Annotated in this window: 12 protein-coding genes and 1 tRNA gene; 8 read left to right on the forward strand and 5 right to left on the reverse strand. The window is 49.8% G+C overall.

What is annotated here, in order from left to right:
* The first annotated feature begins 7 nt into the window (after positions 1–7).
* Positions 8–2,350, forward strand: coding sequence for a glycoside hydrolase family 20 protein (locus AC1HCU_RS05800; protein ID WP_480371084.1), 2,343 nt, complete (start codon positions 8–10; stop codon positions 2,348–2,350).
* On the opposite strand, the gene ypfJ is transcribed toward AC1HCU_RS05800, so the two are convergent.
* Together ypfJ and AC1HCU_RS05810 are read right to left on the reverse strand one after the other, a co-directional pair.
* Positions 2,347–3,222 carry a KPN_02809 family neutral zinc metallopeptidase gene (gene ypfJ / locus AC1HCU_RS05805; protein ID WP_480370172.1) on the reverse strand — a complete coding sequence of 292 codons (876 nt, stop codon included), beginning with the start codon at positions 3,220–3,222 and terminating at the stop codon, positions 2,347–2,349. The two genes, AC1HCU_RS05800 and ypfJ, sit on opposite strands and share 4 nt — an antisense overlap.
* Before the next feature lie 43 nt (positions 3,223–3,265).
* On the reverse strand, positions 3,266–4,099 hold the full coding sequence (locus AC1HCU_RS05810; protein WP_480370175.1) for a tetratricopeptide repeat protein: 834 nt from the start codon (positions 4,097–4,099) through the stop codon (positions 3,266–3,268).
* 84 nt (positions 4,100–4,183) lie between these two features.
* Here AC1HCU_RS05810 and AC1HCU_RS05815 point away from each other — a divergent pair, with 84 nt between their 5' ends.
* The gene (locus tag AC1HCU_RS05815; RefSeq protein ID WP_480370178.1) at positions 4,184–5,110 is read left to right on the forward strand and encodes a mechanosensitive ion channel family protein; all 927 of its coding nucleotides are present in this window, start codon (positions 4,184–4,186) and stop codon (positions 5,108–5,110) included.
* Here the strand turns inward: AC1HCU_RS05815 and AC1HCU_RS05820 are convergent.
* From AC1HCU_RS05820 to AC1HCU_RS05830, 3 genes are all read right to left on the reverse strand, one after another.
* A complete protein-coding gene (locus AC1HCU_RS05820) occupies positions 5,089–6,663 on the reverse strand; it encodes a peptide chain release factor 3 (RefSeq protein ID WP_480370181.1) in 1,575 nt (524 codons plus the stop codon). The two genes, AC1HCU_RS05815 and AC1HCU_RS05820, sit on opposite strands and share 22 nt — an antisense overlap.
* Positions 6,664–6,691: 28 nt before the next feature.
* Positions 6,692–7,663 (reverse strand): dTDP-4-dehydrorhamnose reductase, encoded by a 972-nt coding sequence (gene rfbD / locus AC1HCU_RS05825; protein WP_480370184.1) that lies wholly within the window; start codon positions 7,661–7,663, stop codon positions 6,692–6,694.
* Positions 7,664–7,734: 71 nt separating this feature from the next.
* Entirely contained in the window at positions 7,735–8,271 is a 537-nt protein-coding gene (locus tag AC1HCU_RS05830) for a DUF4924 family protein (RefSeq protein ID WP_480370186.1), read from the reverse strand.
* A 72-nt stretch (positions 8,272–8,343) separates the two neighbouring features.
* On the opposite strand from AC1HCU_RS05830, the gene AC1HCU_RS05835 reads away from it, so the two are divergent.
* The 6 genes from AC1HCU_RS05835 to atpC all read left to right on the forward strand — a co-directional run bounded on the left by AC1HCU_RS05835 (position 8,344) and on the right by atpC (position 16,736).
* The gene (locus tag AC1HCU_RS05835) at positions 8,344–9,147 is read left to right on the forward strand and encodes an MBL fold metallo-hydrolase (protein WP_480370189.1); all 804 of its coding nucleotides are present in this window, start codon (positions 8,344–8,346) and stop codon (positions 9,145–9,147) included.
* A 220-nt stretch (positions 9,148–9,367) separates the two neighbouring features.
* Positions 9,368–11,491: a M3 family metallopeptidase gene (locus AC1HCU_RS05840; protein ID WP_480370191.1), complete on the forward strand. Its 2,124-nt coding sequence runs from the start codon at positions 9,368–9,370 to the stop codon at positions 11,489–11,491.
* Between the two features lie 255 nt (positions 11,492–11,746).
* The gene (gene secDF / locus AC1HCU_RS05845; RefSeq protein WP_480370194.1) at positions 11,747–14,686 is read left to right on the forward strand and encodes a protein translocase subunit SecDF; all 2,940 of its coding nucleotides are present in this window, start codon (positions 11,747–11,749) and stop codon (positions 14,684–14,686) included.
* A gap of 97 nt (positions 14,687–14,783) precedes the next feature.
* A tRNA-Thr gene (locus AC1HCU_RS05850) sits at positions 14,784–14,856 on the forward strand.
* Positions 14,857–14,970: 114 nt separating this feature from the next.
* Complete coding sequence (atpD, locus tag AC1HCU_RS05855) at positions 14,971–16,491, forward strand: F0F1 ATP synthase subunit beta (protein WP_480370197.1); 1,521 nt, start codon at positions 14,971–14,973, stop codon at positions 16,489–16,491.
* On the forward strand, positions 16,488–16,736 hold the full coding sequence (gene atpC, locus AC1HCU_RS05860) for an ATP synthase F1 subunit epsilon (protein ID WP_480370200.1): 249 nt from the start codon (positions 16,488–16,490) through the stop codon (positions 16,734–16,736). Before atpD ends, atpC begins: the two co-directional genes overlap by 4 nt.
* The last annotated feature ends 14 nt before the right edge of the window (positions 16,737–16,750 follow it).

The following is a 16,750-nucleotide window of genomic DNA, read 5'->3' on the forward strand; positions in this document are numbered from 1 at the left end:
ACATAAAATCAAAAACATAATGAAAATAAGCACACTACATCTAATGGTTTCAGCCACTCTCCTGCTTGCATCCTGTAATACGGGAGGAAGCAAAATGGCAGAAGCCAATTATGAAGTGGTGCCTCTGCCCAATCATATCGGAACCGACGCAGGCGCACCCTTCTTGCTCTCGAAATCAACGCAAATTGTTTTCCCGGAAGGAAACGAAAAGATGCAGCGCAATGCTGATTTCCTGGCAGATTATCTGAAACTGTCAGCTGGAATAAAACCATCCGTGACTACTACGGCTCCGGAACAAGGTGCCATTATCCTGACAACCGGGCTGCAGCACAATAACCCGGAAGCTTACCGCATTGCAATCAACGAGCGGGAGATCCTTATAGAGGGTGCTTCGGAAGCAGCCGTCTTCTATGGGATACAAACGTTACGTAAATCGGTTCCCGTAGGAAATTACGCACAGGTATCCTTCTCTCCGGCCACCATCGACAATGCTCCCCGCTTCGGTTACCGTGGATCGATGCTGGATGTGGCACGCCATTTTCAACCGGTGGAGTTTGTGAAGAAATACATCGACCTGCTTGCTCTGCACCAGATTAACCGTTTTCATTGGCACCTGACCGACGACCAGGGATGGCGCATTGAATCAGATGCTTATCCCAAACTCACGGAAATAGGCTCTATGCGCAAAGAAACGGTGATCGGCCGCAATACGGGCGAGTATGACGGTACACCTCACGGAGGTTTCTATACCAAAGATGAACTCAAGGAGGTGGTAAAATACGCCGAAGAGCGTTACATCACCATCATCCCCGAGGTGGACCTGCCGGGCCACATGCTGGCGGCGCTGACAGCCTATCCCGAACTGGGATGCACCGGCGGCCCCTACGAGGTGGCCCGTGAGTGGGGTGTGTTCGACGATGTGCTCTGCCCCGGCAAGGAGGAGACATTCACTTTCCTGGAGGCAGTGCTGACCGAGGTGATGGAGATATTTCCTTCAAAATACATCCACATTGGTGGCGACGAAGCACCCAAGACACGATGGGAGAAATGTCCCGACTGTCAGGCACGCATCAAGGAACTGGGACTGAAAGATCGCGACGGCCATACAGCAGAACATTACCTCCAAAGCTACGTGACAGCGCGCATGGAGAAGTTTCTCAACGATCATGGGCGTAGCATCATTGGCTGGGATGAGATTCTGGAAGGTGAACTGGCTCCCAATGCCACGGTGATGTCGTGGCGCGGCATGGGTGGAGGCATCGAGGCAGCGCAGATGGGACACGATGTGATTATGACACCCACCAACTATTGCTACTTCGATTATTATCAGACACAATATACCGACGAGGAACCACTGGCCATTGGTGGATTTGTGCCCCTGGAACAGGTTTACAGCTTTGAGCCGGCACCTGGTGTGCTCACTGCGGAACAACGTGCCCACATTCTGGGCCCCCAGGCGAACCTGTGGACAGAGTATATCCAGAAACCGGAACATGTGGAATATATGCTCCTGCCGCGACTGGCAGCCATGAGCGAAGTGCAGTGGATGCAGCCGGAAAAGAAAAATTACGAAGCCTTCCTGAAGCGGTTGCCGCAGCTGCTGGCACTCTACGACAAGCTGGGTTACCACTATGCCACCCATGTGTATGACGTGAAAGGGGAGCTGACAACCAACTTCGGTTCCAACGCGCTGGACGTAATTTTCACCACCATCGACAATGCGCCGGTTTATTATACACTCGATGGAAGCGAACCGAACGAATCGTCGTCGCGCTACGAGAACAAACTGTCGATAAAAGAAAACTCCGAGCTAAAGGCGGTAGCCATCCGGAATGGGAAGAAAAGCAGGACCTTCAGTGAAAAGATTACAATCAGCAAGTCTTCCTATATGCCTGTCGATCTGCTCACCACGCCGGCTGCAGGCTATGCCTACAGCGGCGCTCCCATGCTGGTGGATGGAATCAACGGGAACGACACCAATTATAAAACAGGCCGATGGATGGGATTTCAGAGAGAGGACCTGGTGGTGGTGATCGACCTGCTGCAGCCTACCGAAATAAACAAGTTGGAAGTACGCAATGCCGTGGTGTCGGGCGACTGGATCTTCGATACGTCGGAGATTATCATTGAATCATCGGCCGACAACAAGACTTTTGCTCCGGTCATCAAACAAGCTGTGCCTGATGAACACAAGGACCACTGGGCCGATATCTCTGCGCACACACTCTCGTTTGAACCGGTGACGGCGCGTTATTTCAAGGTGACCGTGAAACCCTCCCTGATGCCCGAGTGGCATCCGGGAAAAGGAAATCGCGCCTTTATCTTCATCGACGAGATCCGGCTGGATTAATTCAGACCGGGGTCATTGAAAGTATCGCCCTGGCTGATATCACCCGTCTGCATTCCTTTCCGGAACCAGTAGGTGCGCTGGGCAGCGGTGCCATGCGTGAATGAATCGGGCACGCTGTAACCCATCGACCGTTTCTGGATGGTATCGTCACCCACGGCGGTGGTGGCGCTGATGGCCGACTCCAGGTCGCCGGGCTCCAATAGAATCATGTTCATCTTCTGGGCATGGTAGATCCACACACCGGCGAGAAAGTCGGCCTGCAGCTCAAGCTTCACATTCAGCTTGTTCTGTTCGGTCTCACTGATGCGTCCCCGGTATTGATTCACCTGATCGATGATCCCCAGCAGTTTTTGCACGTGATGCCCCACCTCGTGGGCTGTGACATAGGCCATGGCCAGATCGCCCTTGGCGCCGAACTCCGACTTCAGCTGATGGAAGAAGTTCAGGTCGATATACATCTTCTGGTCTGCCGGACAATAAAACGGGCCCACGGCAGCAGTGGCTCCACCACATTCCGATACCGTTTCATCGGTAAAGGTCACCAACGTAGGTTTCTCGTAGCTCTGCTGCATTTGCGTGCTGAATATCTCGCTCCACACATCGTTGGCACTGTTGAATACACCCAGGGTGAATACCTTCAGCTCCTCATTCTCATTGATACGGGAAGGATCTGTCGTCATCTCCGACGACTGCCCCGGCACCACACTGTTTACCATATCCACTGCCTGAAAGGGATTCTGTCCCAGCAGCAACGCGATGATGACAATTACAATGGCCCCCACTCCGCCCACGGCGGCTTTTCTTCTGCCTCCTCCTCTGCCCCTGCGGTCCTCGAAATTGGCTTCACTGTCGTTTCGGTTGATCCACTTCATGTGATTGAGATTTAATTTTCATTTTTTTTAGATTGTAAAAGCTTCATTTTTCAGTTTTCGCCAGCCATTCATCCACAAGCGCTACATCATAACCCAACTCTTTCGCCTTATTGAAATCGGCTTTGGCAGCAACTTTGTCGAATTGCTCATAGCGCACCCGGCCGCGCAAAAAATAGAAGTAAGGATTATTTCTCTGGGAGTCTTCCGCTGCACGCAGATCGGCAGAGGCCCTGAATATCTGGTCGGTGTTCACATAGCACTCTGCACGGTTCATGTAAAAACTGGGATCGACAGGCTGCGCGGTCTGTATCAGGGTGGTATAGATTTTCTCTGCGGCCGTCCAGTTGTCATCGAGCTTATATATCAATGCTTTGCTTAACCGGGTATAGAGATTGTCGGGATCGATCTGCTCCGCCTTTTTAAAATCGGCTTCAGCTTTTGTTCGGTTGTGTTGTTCGAGGTAGAGCAGACCCCGCCGGTAATAAGCTTCCGTATCATCGGGAAAATTCCGGATCAACGTATCGTAATCTGACATCGCCTCATCGTAGCGTTCCATCTCACACAGCAGTGAGGCCCTGTTATGAAGCACCAGGTTTGCCATGGGATTATTTGCCAGGGATGCGGTGAAAGAGACAAAAGCATCGTCGTACAAGCCCTGCTGTCGCTGCAATATGCCCAGATTGAGCAGCAACACCGGGTTATTTTCGTTCGCCGGCTCCAGCGACATCGCCTTTTGAAGCGTCACGGCTGCGCTGTCCAGCTGGTCGGCCTCAATGAACGCAGCCGATTGCGCTACCAGTTCTTCGTAACTTTGAGCCTGCAGCAGTGTGGCCGGAAATAAGAATATCAGAAAAAATAATCGCAAAAAAAGTCTCATACGCAAGTGATGTGCAGATATAAAAAACAAATTTAATCAAAAATATTTATCTTTGCCGCTTCATTCCAAAAAACAGAAATTGCTATGTCGTTCGCTATTTTCGGCGCACAGCCCGACTCCCTGATAAGCCGCCTTCCGGCAAATACACAAAAAGGTTCTGCCGCCGAACTGATCAAAACAGGCCGTTTCGATGAGTTGCTCGATCAGTTTGTCACAGGCAGCATCGATTTCCTCGGGAAGCTACTGATCGTGCTGCTCATCTTCTATGTAGGGAAGTGGTTGATCAGACGGATTGCGGGATTTACCGGAAAGGTATTTGATAGGCGGATCGAAGATCGTGCACTGCGCAGCTTCCTCTTAAACATTGTAAACATCGTCCTTTTCTCTGTCCTCTTTGTTTTGATCGTCAACATAGTCGGGTCAAAAACTGTTTCCATTGCCGCTTTGATCGGTTCGGTGGGACTGGCGGTGGGACTGGCGGTGAAGGACAACCTGGCCAACTTTGCCGGGGGTGTGATGCTGTTATTCAACAAACCTTTTAGGGGTGGCGATTATATTGAGGCACAGGACGTGGCCGGCACAGTGCAGTCGGTGGGCATCCTCTACACCACCCTCACCACCTTCGACAACAAGACGGTATACATCCCCAATGGTCCGCTCTCCACCGGGAACATTGTGAACTATAGCACCCAGACGACACGTCGCGTGGATCTGACTGTGAACGTGGATTACGGATCGGACGTGGAGCTGGTGAAACGTCTGTTGCTCGATATTGCGGAGAAGCATCCCCAGGTGTTGCATGATCCTGCCCCTTTTTCACGGATGGTGAAGATGAACGATAGCTCCATCGATTTTGTACTGAGGGTATGGACGCGCGCCGATGATTTCTGGCCGGTCACTTACGACCTGAACGAACAAGCATACGAGGCGCTGATTATACACGGCCTGAATATACCATTCCCGCAGATGACCATACATCTGGCAGAAAATCAGAATTCGGAATTAAAATGAAAATGGATGTTTTTGAAATCCTGCTGTGCCATCATCAGAATGTAGTTTGATTCGGCCAGAAAGACATCCCTGCCCTCCTTGTCGTGGGCCATATACTGAAACTTGCGCTTTTTGAAGTCGGCCAGCTGCACCGCATCGCCGCTCTCAATCCAGCACGCTTTATAGAGGTTAATCGGTTCCCAGCGGCACTGTGCACCATACTCATGCAATAGACGGTACTGGATGACCTCAAACTGGAGCTGCCCTACTGTGCCAATGATTCTTCTCCCGTTAAACTGATTCACAAAGAGTTGCGCTACCCCTTCATCCATCAGTTGTTCTACGCCCCTTTGCAACTGCTTAGACTTCATGGGATCGGCATTCTCAATATATTTAAACATCTCGGGCGAGAAACTGGGCAGCCCCTTGAAGTGAAGCAGTTCGCCCGAGGTGAGGGTGTCACCTATCTTGAAATTGCCATTGTCGGGCAACCCCACGATGTCACCCGCATAGGCTTCGTCGAGAATCTCCTTCTTCTGAGCCATAAAGGCGGTGGGTGAAGAGAACTTCATCATCCGGTTGAAACGCACATGCCTGTAGTTCACATTGCGTTCAAACTTACCGGAACACACTTTCACAAATGCAATACAGGAACGGTGATTGGGATCCATGTTGGCATGGATCTTGAATACGAAGCCACTGAATGCCTCCTCGTATGGATCCACAGTTCGCTCTTCGGCCCGTACCTGACGAGGCGACGGTGCAATCTCGACGAAGCAGTCGAGGAGCTCCTTCACGCCGAAGTTATTCAGTGCTGACCCAAAGAAGACCGGTGCTAGCTCTCCGGCAAGGTATGCTTCCTGCTCAAAGTCCGGATAGACTTCAGTAATCAACTCTACATCATCGCGCAGTTTTTTCGCTAACTTGTCGCCGATATGTTTTTCCAGACCGGACGACTGCAAGTCGAGATGTACCGACTTCGTGACAACCTGCTTGCTGGGTTGATATAGGTCGAGGCTCTTCTGATACAGGTTGTAGACTCCGCGAAACCGCTCTCCCATGTCGATGGGCCAGCTCAGCGGGCGCACTGCGATCTGCAGCTCTTCTTCCAGCTCGTCGAGGATGTCGAAAGGATCCTTTCCTTCGCGGTCCATCTTGTTCACGAAGATCATGACCGGCGTCTTCCGCATGCGGCAGACTTCCATCAGCCTGCGGGTCTGGGTTTCTACTCCCTTGGCCACATCCACTACCACAATCACACTATCCACGGCTGTGAGCGTGCGGAATGTATCTTCGGCAAAGTCCTGGTGGCCGGGGGTATCGAGGATGTTGATTTTGTGGTCACTGTACTCAAAGCCCATCACCGAGGTGGCGACGGAGATACCGCGTTGTTTCTCAATTTCCATCCAGTCGGAGGTAGCTGTTTTCTTTATCTTGTTCGACTTGACGGCTCCCGCCACATGGATGGCGCCGCCAAAGAGCAGCAGTTTCTCTGTGAGTGTGGTTTTTCCCGCGTCGGGGTGACTGATGACGGCAAAGGTGCGCCGCCGTTCTATTTCTTCTCTTATCGTCATTCTTTATTTGGCTTTCTGTAATCAGCGATCAGCTATCAGCTTTGTTTGTAAGAATTTTGTTGATGCAGCGGCCCAAGGCTTCCTCCCATTTGGGTATTTCCACGTGAAAGGCAGCTGTGGTCTTGGACAGGTCCATCACAGTGTAGGCCGGTCGACGGGCAGCCGAAGGATATTCGTCCGAGGAGATGGGAATGAGTTTACAGCCAGTGATGCCGGCGAGCTTTTGAATCTCCTCTGCAAACCCGAACCAGGTGGTTTCTCCTTTGTTTGAAAAGTGATAGATGCCCGTCTTCCATTCCTGCTCTTCGGTGAACTGAAGAATATGAATCACCATCTCTGCCAGATCGGCCGCATAAGTAGGGCTGCCCCGCTGGTCGTCTACAATGGTGAGCCGCTCCCTTTCCTTCATGAGCCGTATCATGGTTTTGACAAAATTTGTACCGTATTCCGAATACAACCAGGAGGTGCGCAGGATGATCCATTCGCCACCGGCTGCCTGCAGCGCCTCTTCTCCCGCCAGTTTTGTTTTGCCGTAGACCGACAGCGGCCGCGCAGCCATCGTCTCTTTGTAAGGAATGGTTGATGCGCCATCAAATACAAAGTCAGTGGAAATATGAATTACCTTCACACCATATTTCACGGCGACCTGTGCAATGTTTGCCACTGCAGTGGCATTGATGGCTGTGGCTTTTTCCACATCTGTTTCTGCTCTGTCCACCGCCGTATAGGCAGCGCAGTTGATCAAATATTGTATCTCGTGATCCGCCACGAAGGAATCAATCTGACGAATGTCAGTGATATCCAGCACGTCGGCATCCGTAAAAAAGAAGCGGAAGGGCAAATTCATGCGGGCCGTCATTGCTTTGATCTCACTACCAAGTTGGCCGTGGGCACCGGTGACCAGTACATTTTTCTGCACCAGTCCGTAAAAGTACTGCTGTTTGAGGTTTTCCTTCTCTGTTCCTCCCAGCGCCTTGCTTAATCCTGTAAATATGGGCATAATAAAGTAGGTGTCAGCGATCAGCTTTTTTGGTGAATACTTAGGGCTTCCAGCGGTTCCTTGTTCATTGTTTATATTTCTTGATTCTCTTCATCCATTCTCCTATATTTCAGCGAGAGCAGCCGCAGCAATGCGGTGATCTGTGTGACGGCGGCCTGTGTCTCGGCGGAGATCTCCCGTTGCTGGATCTTCAGGAGCATATAACCATACAGAGCCGTGAAACAGGTCTCCAGTTCCGGGACGTTCCTGTCCGCCGCTTTCGCCCGTAATGCCACAATATGCGGCAGGGTATGGTAATACAAGGCGATGTATTCCGACTCTTTGGGATCTTTCAACAACCGCAGGTGCAGGTCGGTCAATTCAAGAATAATGTTCTTGTTGATCTGCAGGTGCCCCTCTTTCCGGAGACCTTCTGATTTCATCATCATGATAAGTCCCTCATACCGGTCGCGTGCTGCTTCACGTTCCTCTGCGGTCTGATAAGCAGAATTGATGATGGATTGCTGTACCTTATCTATGTCCAGTTCACAGGCCCGCAAAAGGTCTTCTGTCTGCCACATATAGAGCAGGTATTCTGCAATGTTGTCTTGTTTTTTCGGGATGTTCATGTAGGTGCTGGCGTTTGCGGGTGATGAATGACCCGAAACTTTTCACTAAATTTGCCACAAAAATACAACTTTATGCGCAAGTTTCAACAAAACGACACCTCATTTCACATCATCGAGTCGGGATATTTCCTGGGCGACGGCGGCGTAATGTTTGGCCCCGTGCCCAAAAAGTACTGGTCGGCGAAGTACAAGGTGGACGAAAAAAATATGTGTGTGATGTCGCTTCGCTGCCTCTTTATTGTCAGCGGCGACCGCCGGATCCTCGTCGACAACGGACTGGGAAACAAGCATGCATCGAAGTTGAAATTCTTTCAGCCTTTCGATCAGAAAGATATACGGGAGGAGATCCGAAAGATTGGTTACGAGCCCGAAGAGGTGACCGACGTGGTTCTCACCCACCTGCATTTCGACCATTGTGGGGGAAGTACCGTTTTCAATGAGGGAAGGAAAGCTGTGCCCACCTACCCCAACGCCACCTACCACCTGAGCCTGAGGCAGTGGCAGAACTACCGGAAGCCGTCACTCTTTGAGCAGGGGTCATTCTATCCCGAGAACATTGAGCCGGTTTACGATGCCGGACAGTTGCAGTTTGTGCTGGACGATATCGACCTGAACGAACAGATACGGCTTGAGCTGTACGATGGACATACACCCGGCCAGATTGTGGTGTTGTTCGATACCGAAGAAGGGAGCTATGCCTTTCCCGGCGATGTGGTCCCCACCTCGCTCAACCTGGCTCTCGGTTGGCTCTCGGCATACGATAACAGCGTGGCCGTGGCCATGGAGGAGAAAAAGCGGTTTATGGACAAGGCCAAAGCGGATAAGCGCACGCTGATCTTTTATCACGACGCCTATACCACTTCGGCCCAGTTATAGTTACCGACTTTGTAGATTCTCTCTATTTCTTTTTTGTGATGATGATCACACCCTCTTTGGCCTCTTCACCATAGAGGTCTACCCCACTTTTGCCTTTCAATACCGAATGTGTAGTCAATTAAAGTGAAAGACTTGAAAAAAATATCATTAACTTTGCACCATCCAACAATTTTGACAAAATTATTTACGTACTGATATTCGTCATCAAATTATTACACTCATGAAGCGAATTTTATTTATTACATTTGCATTTATGGCTATACTGGCATGCAACAATTCGCAAAAATCCGGCACGACATCCGACGAAAAAGGATCGGTTTTTTTTACCGAATTCGACACCCCTTACGGCACACCCCCGTTCGACCAGATTGAGTTTGCCGATTACAGACCGGCTTTTCTGGCAGGGATGAAGGGACAAACCGCCGAGATCGCAGCAATTGCCAACAACACGGAGGCCCCCACCTTCGAAAACACGATTGTAGCCCTGGACAATAGCGGGAGATTGTTATCGCGCGTATCGCGTGTATTCTACGGACTGAAAAGCTCCGAGACAAACGATTCCATTCAGGCGCTGGCCGAAGAGCTGTCTCCTCTCCTGTCGGAGCACAGCGACAACATCTACCTGAACGAAATGTTGTTCAAACGTATTAAAACGGTGCACGACGACACCACGGGATTAAACCTGACTGCAGAGGAATATCGACTGCTGGACGATTATTACAAAAGTTTTGTACGCTCCGGTATCATGCTGGAAGAATCAGACAAGGAGCGGCTTCGGGAGATCAACAAAGAACTGTCCGCCCTCACTCTCAGGTTTGGAAGCAACCTGTTGAAAGAAACAAACGGATATAAACTTGTGATCGACAAGGAGGCCGATCTTGCGGGTCTCCCGGAAGGGGTCATCACTGCCGCTGCCGATGCCGCCAAAGCTGCCGGTGAAGAAGGTAAATGGGTCTTTGGCCTGCAAAAACCCAGCTGGCTGCCCTTCTTGCAGTACTCCGAAAAACGCGATCTGCGTGAAAAGCTGTACAAGGCCATGTACATGCGCGGCGACAACGACAATGAGAACGACAACAAACAGATCATCAACGATATTGTAAACCTGCGCATAGAAAAGGCACAGATGCTGGGTTTTGATACCCACGCCGATTTCATCCTTGCAGAGAACATGGCCAAGACTCCGGCAAATGTATACAAACTGCTGAATGAAGTGTGGGAGTATGCCCTGGCACAGTCTAAAAAGGAAGCAACTGAGTTGCAGGCACTCATTGATGCGGAAGGAGGAGGCTTTAAACTGGCTTCGTGGGACTGGTGGTATTATGCCGAGAAACTACGCCAGCAAAAGTATGCCCTCAATGAAGAAGAGCTGAAGCCCTACTTTAAGATGGAAAACGTACGGGAAGGAGTTTTCACTGTAGCCAACAAACTATACGGACTGAACTTCAAAAAACTGGACAATATTGCCGTATACAACCCGGAGGTGGAAGTGTACGAAGTGACCGATGCCGACGGTTCTCACCTTTCCGTTTTTTATACAGATTATTTTCCCCGTTCCGGCAAAAATGCAGGTGCATGGATGAGTAGCTTCCGCGGTCAGCAAGTACTCGACGGCATAAATATCCGTCCCTTGATTTATAACGTAGGCAACTTCACCCGTCCCACCGAGACAACGCCCTCGCTGCTGACTCTGGACGAAGTAGAGACGCTTTTTCACGAGTTCGGACATGCCCTGCACGGCATGCTGTCGGATGTAACCTATGCCGGCCTTTCCGGGACCAACGTATCGCGTGACTTTGTGGAACTTCCTTCACAGATCATGGAACACTGGGCTTTTCATCCCGATGTACTAAAACTATATGCCAGACATTATCAGACTGGCGAAGTAATTCCCGACGGACTGATTGCAAAAATTGATGCCGCCTCCAAATTCAATATGGGCTTTACTACCGCCGAGTTTGTAGCTGCCGCCCTGCTCGATATGGATTATCATACGCAGCGGGAGATAAAAAAGATTGATGTACGCGAATTTGAAAAACAATCGATGGCTAAAATCGGCCTGATTGACGAAATCATTCCTCGCTACCGCAGTACCTACTTCTCACACATCTTCAGTGGCGGATATTCTGCCGGGTACTATGCTTATCTCTGGGCCGAAGTGCTGGATGCCGATGCCTTCCAGGCATTTGTGGAGAAGGGTATTTTCGACAAGGAAACAGCCCGGTTGTTCCGTGACAACGTCCTTTCGAAAGGCAATACCGAAGATCCCATGGTACTGTACAAGAAATTCAGGGGTGCCGAGCCCAATCCGGTATACCTGCTGAAAAACAGGGGTTTCATAAAGTAAACAGTACTGTATAACATCATCACCAGGTTCATCCTGCATGGCTAATAATTGATTATTACAGAAACTCCTAATCCACTTTGATATCGCCGGATTCATTTACAGAAAATAAATCCGGCGATATTGTTCTTAAAAAGATAAAAAAAACGTATATTTGCACGCTCAAAACCAGGGGGCATTGCATGTGCCTTAAATTTTATATGTTCGTATCAGTTAGCAACCTGAGAAATAGTAATTGTAAACAAAAGTAATATTGAAATGCAAAACAAAGGATTTATTAAAGTTTTCAGTATTATCCTGACAGCCATCTGTCTCTTCTATTTGTCTTTCACCATAGTGGGAAGGCAATATAACAAGAAAGCGGATCAATACGCCAATGGAAACTTAGCCCTGAAGAATCATTATTTTGATTCGTTATCCACGGAGAAAGTGTATCTGAACTATACACTGAAACAAATTCGTGAAAAAGAGATCGGTCTGGGTCTCGACCTGAAGGGGGGGATGAATGTCGTACTTGAAATAGATGCATCACAGGTACTTGCCTCACTGGCCAACACCGATGACCCCCTGTTTAACCAGGCGCTGAAAGAGACCATCGTACAGAACCGTCGCGGCAGCTCAGCCGACTTCATCTCGCTATTTCAGCAAAACTACGAACGAATCAGCCCCGACGGAAAGCTGGCAAACATTTACAGCATCACCATGGGCGACAGGGTAAGTCCTACTGCAACCAACAACGAAGTGATTGCTGTATTGCGCAAGGAGCTGAAGAGCGTGGCCGATAATTCGTTTAACGTACTTGCCACACGTATAGACCGCTTCGGAGTTGTAGCACCCAATATTCAACGTCTGGACCGTGCTGAACGTATCCTGGTGGAACTTCCCGGAATCACCGAACCAGAGCGTGTACGCAACCTGTTGCAGGGAAGTGCCAATCTGGAGTTCTGGAAGACCTACAACGTGAACGAGCTGGGAATGTATTTCAACGAGATGAATGCCAGATCGGGCGAGTATGCCTTGGCAAAAAGAACGGAGATTGCCGACACGTCCGCGGTTGAAGCATCCCTGCAGGACTCTCTCTCGACCACTTTGCCAGCACTGACCGACTCCACGGAAGCGTTGTTGCCGGGCGAAGAAACTGAAACCGTTGTCACAAAAAGCTTTGTAGAATATTTCAACGAGCCTTATTTTGCCATGAGCGGCGCTTCTGGACCTATTGTAGGTAGCGTATCAAAGCTCGATACTGCCGCTGTGAACTTTCTTCTCCAGCGTTATAAAGATATTTTCCCTGCAGACGTAAGATTTAAATGGGGATTCAAACCAATTGATCAGCGGGAGACCTACTTCCAGCTATTTGCATTGAAGGGTGACGGCAGCAAACGCGGGCCGGCACTGGGTGGCGATGTGATCACCAATGCACGTGCCGACCAGGGTCAGCAAGGCTCCGCCTGGGAAGTAACCATGTCGATGAACTCATCGGGAGCCAGTCGCTGGGCCACCATCACTGGTGCGGAGATTGGAAAATCAATTGCCATTGTACTGGACAATTACGTATATTCTGCACCCACGGTAAATGGACGCATCGACGGCGGACGTTCCTCCATCACCGGCAACTTCACGCCACAGGAGGCACAGGACCTGGAGAACGTGCTCAAGTCCGGTAAAATGCAGGCCGGCGTGCGTATCGTGCAGGAAGATGTGGTGGGTCCCTCCCTGGGACAGGAAGCAATCCAGGACGGTCTTATTTCGTTCATCATTGCTCTGGTCGTACTTTTTGTCTTCACCTGCATGTTATATGGTTTTACACCGGGCATGGTTATCAATGCGGCATTGCTTCTGAACTTCTTCTTTACTCTGGGAGCTCTTGCAGCATTCCAGGCCGTGCTCACCCTCCCGGGTATTGCCGGTATGATCCTCTCGCTCGCCATGGCTGTGGATGCGAACGTGCTCATCAATGAGCGTATCAAGGAAGAGCTCGCGGCAGGCAAGACCTTGCGCAGAGCACTCGAAGACGGATACAAAAATGCCTTCTCGGCTATTTTCGACTCCAACCTGACCACAATCATCACCGGCGTCATCCTGGCCATCTTCGGGGCAGGCGCCATCAGAGGATTCGCAATTACCCTGATTATCGGTATCGCAGCGTCATTCCTTACGGCCGTATTCCTGACACGACTTGTGTACGAAAATCTTTTTGCCAAGGACAAATGGCAGAATCTCACCTTCAATACGGCTTTCTCAAAAGCAATCTTCAAGGAGTATAACTACAACTTTATCCATAATAGCAAAAGAATACTGCTGATTATCGGCGTTTTCGTTGTTGTCAGCATTGTTTCGCTGTTTACCCTGAAGATGAACGTGGGTATCGACTTCACCGGCGGCCGCAACTATATCGTCCGATTCGATCAGCCGGTTAAAACGGGAGAAGTACAGAATGCACTTGTACCCATCTTCGGCGAATCTGTACGTGTCATCACCATTGGAACAAGCAATCAGGTACGTATCTCCACGAACTATATGATTGAAACGGAAGGCGAAAATGTGGAACAGGAACTGCGTGATCTGCTGGGTCAGGGACTGGAAGAATTCATCACACCCGGAAAAACGATAGAAGATCACATCCAGAGTTCACAGAAAGTAGGTCCGAGCATCGCCGAGGACATGATCCGGAATGCATTCCTGGCACTGACAATTGCACTGATCTGTATGGGTCTTTACATCCTGTTCCGGTTCAACAACTTTGCATTCTCGGTAGGCACCGTGGCTGCACTTGCCATAGATACCTTCGCCGTAATCGGTCTTTATTCGTTGCTATGGAAGATAGTGCCCTTCTCCATGGAGATCGACCAGACCTTCGTAGCGGCCATCCTGACCATCGTGGGGTACTCCATCAATGACAAGGTGGTGGTGTTCGACCGTGTGCGTGAATACACGCAACTCTATCCGAAACGCGGCCTGCTGGCACTGTTCAACGATTCCATGAATGCTACCCTTGCCCGTACTATTAACACCGGGTTGAGTACCATCCTCGTGATCATTTGTATCCTTTTCTTCGGAGGTGATGCAGTACGCAGCTTCGTGTTTGCCATGCTTATCGGAGTTGTTGTGGGAACTGTAACCAGCTTGTTCGTGGCAGCTCCGGTAGCTTATAAAATGCTGAGTAATCAACAAAATAAAAAGCTTGCCGATACAAAATAACAAATAATGTTTTTTATCCGGAAACGGGCGGCTTATTTGCTGCCCGTTTTCTTTTTGTATTCCTTTTTTTTTACTACTTTTGCATCCTGTTAAACAAGCCACAATAGCTCAGTTGGTAGAGTAACGCATTCGTAACGCGTGGGTCGCGAGTTCAAGTCTCGCTTGTGGCTCTTCATATGCTCCGTGCTAATTTATATTAATTCCCGAATCACCCCCCTTTTTTTTGTATCTTTGTGAAAACGGTTGTCAATGAACAGTCGTGTAAATAATCATTAAAGTATTCTATGAATGAATTAATGGGGCGTATTTCCCAAATCATAGGGCCCGTGATTGATGTTCATTTTGAGTTTTCAAATCCACAGGAAATAAAATTACCTGCCATCCACGACGCACTCTATGTGAAACGAAGTGACGGAGAGGAGGTTTTTCTTGAGGTCCAGCAACATATCGGCGAAAATATTGTCCGAACCGTTGCCATGGAGAGCACAGACGGACTCAGCCGCGGCCTTTCAGTGAAAGCTTTGGGTCGCCCCATCAGTGTGCCCGTGGGCGAACAGATAAAAGGCAGATTGCTCAATGTGGTGGGTCGTCCCATCGACGGACTTTCAAAGCTCACCCGCAACAATCAGTATCCCATCCACCGAAAAGCACCCCTGTTTGAAGATCTCGTCACTTCCGAAGAAATCCTTTTCACGGGCATAAAGGTGATCGACCTGCTCCAGCCTTATCTGAAGGGTGGAAAGATCGGACTCTTTGGCGGTGCCGGCGTAGGAAAAACGGTCATCATCATGGAGCTGATCAACAACATTGCCAAAGGGCACAATGGCTACTCCGTCTTTGCAGGTGTGGGTGAACGCACCCGCGAGGGAAACGACCTGCTTAGAGAGATGATCGCTTCCAACGTAATCAGGTATGGCGAAGATTTCAAAAAAAATATGGAAGCCGGACAGTGGGATCTCAGCAAGGTGAACTATGAAGAGATTAAAAAATCGCAGGCAACGCTGGTCTTCGGACAAATGAATGAGCCTCCTGGAGCCCGCGAATCGGTTGCCCTCACCGGGCTGGCTGTAGCCGAATCTTTTCGAGATGAGGGAGGTGCCGGAAGCGACATACTGCTTTTTATAGACAACATTTTCCGTTTCGTGCAGGCAGGATCGGAAGTTTCAGCCCTGCTCGGGCGCATGCCCTCTGCTGTGGGCTACCAGCCCACGCTGGCGTCGGAGATGGGCACCCTGCAGGAAAGGATTGCTTCCACAAAATATGGTTCCATCACCTCGGTTCAAGCTGTTTACGTACCGGCCGATGACCTTACCGACCCGGCACCGGCAACCACCTTCAGCTATCTTGACGCCTCCACCGTACTCAGCCGCAAGATCGCCTCACTGGGGATCTACCCGGCGGTGGATCCGCTTGAGTCCTCCTCCCGTATCCTGGAACCTCATATCGTTGGAGAGGAGCATTACAACACTGCTATGCGTGTTAAACAAATACTCCAGCGCTACAAGGAGCTACAGGATATTATCTCCATCCTCGGCATGGAGGAACTTTCCGATGAAGACCGGCTCACGGTGAACCGTGCCCGTAAGGTACAACGCTTCCTGTCTCAGCCCTTCTTCATGGCGGCGCAGTACACCGGCCAGCCGGGGGTAATGGTTTCTATAGAAGATTCCATCAAAGGATTCCGAATGATCCTCGACGGAGAACTCGACCGTTACCCTGAAGCGGCGTTTATGAATGTAGGTACCATTGAACAAGCCATAGAAAAAGGCGATGAACTGTTAAGACAAACCGAAAGTGCCAAATGATACTTGAAATCGTCACACCGGAACAAACATTTTTCAGAGGTGAAGTGGATTCGGTCACCCTGCCGGGCGTGTCGGGCTCATTTCAGATACTTAACAATCACGCTCCCCTCATCTCCTCACTCAAAAAGGGTATGCTTGCATTTTCAGCCGACGGAAAGGAAAGTGAGATGGAAATAACAGATGGCTTTGTGGAGGTGAATCATAACAATGTGACGGTTCTTATTGACAAAATAAGAAATATGTAACAAGATAAAAAGCT

It is taken from the genome of Proteiniphilum sp. LBM24028 (assembly GCF_056629195.1).